Source organism: Inquilinus limosus MP06 (genome assembly GCF_000767795.1).
In the GTDB taxonomy this organism is placed as follows: domain Bacteria; phylum Pseudomonadota; class Alphaproteobacteria; order DSM-16000; family Inquilinaceae; genus Inquilinus; species Inquilinus limosus_E.
Genome location: NZ_JANX01001000.1, coordinates 1 through 1,224 on the forward strand (window position 1 = coordinate 1; position 1,224 = coordinate 1,224).

Here is a 1,224-nt window from a genome sequence, read left to right on the forward strand (position 1 = left end):
GTCAGCTGCGGCACGGCGACCGGCTCCTGCGCCGCCGCCGGGGCGACGGCCAGGACCAGCAGCCAGCCCAGCAGGGCCAGCCGGCGCAGCATCGCTGCCACGATCAGGGGCGGGAGCCTCAAGGCTGCAAGCCTACGGCTTCGGGGCCGGCGCCGGGGAGGTGCCGAAATCGACCTTGGGCGCGGTCGAGATCGCGGCCTCGTTCTCGACGCTGAAGTTGGGCTTGGCGCTGAAGCCGAAGAGGCCGGCGACCAGGTTGCCCGGGAAGCGGCGGACGCTGACATTGTAGTCCTGCACCGCCTGGATCGACCGGTTCCGTGCCGTGGTGATCCGGTTCTCGGTGCCCTCCAGCTGGGTCATCAGGTCCCGGAACAGCGTGTCGGATTTCAGCTGCGGATAGTTCTCGGTCACCACCAGCAGCCGCGACAGGGCGGAGGACAGCTCGCCCTGCGCCGCCTGGAACTTCTGCAGCGCCGCCGGGTCGTCCAGCGTCTCCGGCGTCACCTGCACGGTGCCGACCTTGGCCCGCGCCTCGGTGACCTGGGTCAGCACGTCCTTCTCCTGGGCGGCATAGCCTTTGACGGAATTGACCAGGTTCGGCACCAGGTCGGCGCGTCGCTGGTACTGGTTCAGCACCTCCGACCAGGCGGCCTTGACCGTCTCGTCGCCGGCCAGGAAGCGGTTATAGGCGCTGCCGCCCCAGATCGCAGCCACCACGACCACGACGATGATCACGATCAGCCCGGTGAAACGACGCATCCGATCCCCCCTCGATCAGCGGAGCGAGCCCGCGGATTGCAGCACTAACCCCCGGCGGCGGCAATCGTGCCTTCGAACCGCCACGGGAATGGCTTCCCATCTACCAGAGTCCCGAATCGCTTCGCACCGCAACAGGAATTCGAGAATGGGCAAGCTCTTCAGCGTGCTGATCGGCGTCGTTGTCGCCGTCGTCGTGGTGTTCGGCTTCACCTGGTACCGCTACGTCACCAACACCAGCAGCCCGTATGACGAGGTCGGGATCGAGCTGAACAGCCGCATGCCGGCGCCGCTGCGCGACTGGGGCTGCGCCCGGCTGAAGGCGCATTTCGCCGGCGCCCTGCCGCCCTATGGCTGCCAGTCGGCCGACGGCAAGGCCTGGGCGGTGCAGTGAGAGCGGCCTAAGCCGCCAGCGCTTCCGGCCGGCCGACCGAGTCGTGGATCTGCTCGGCCAGCCGGGCGGCGGCG

Annotated in this window: 2 protein-coding genes; one reads left to right on the top strand and one right to left on the bottom strand. The window is 68.8% G+C overall.

Annotation, left to right across the window (positions count from 1 at the left end):
- Nucleotides 1-132 precede the first annotated feature (132 nt).
- Nucleotides 133-759 (bottom strand): LemA family protein, encoded by a 627-nt coding sequence (locus P409_RS34730; RefSeq protein WP_034849512.1) that lies wholly within the window; start codon nucleotides 757-759, stop codon nucleotides 133-135.
- Between the two features lie 145 nt (nucleotides 760-904).
- On the opposite strand from P409_RS34730, the gene P409_RS34735 reads away from it, so the two are divergent.
- Nucleotides 905-1,150, top strand: coding sequence for a hypothetical protein (locus tag P409_RS34735; protein ID WP_034849514.1), 246 nt, complete (start codon nucleotides 905-907; stop codon nucleotides 1,148-1,150).
- Nucleotides 1,151-1,224 lie beyond the last annotated feature (74 nt).

Excerpts from the sequence above, each read along its gene's own strand:
- P409_RS34735 (WP_034849514.1), top strand. The coding sequence starts at position 905 with ATGGGCAAGCTCTTCAGCGTGCTGATCGGCGTCGTTGTCGCCGTCGTC.
- P409_RS34730 (WP_034849512.1), bottom strand. The coding sequence starts at position 759 with ATGCGTCGTTTCACCGGGCTGATCGTGATCATCGTCGTGGTCGTGGTG.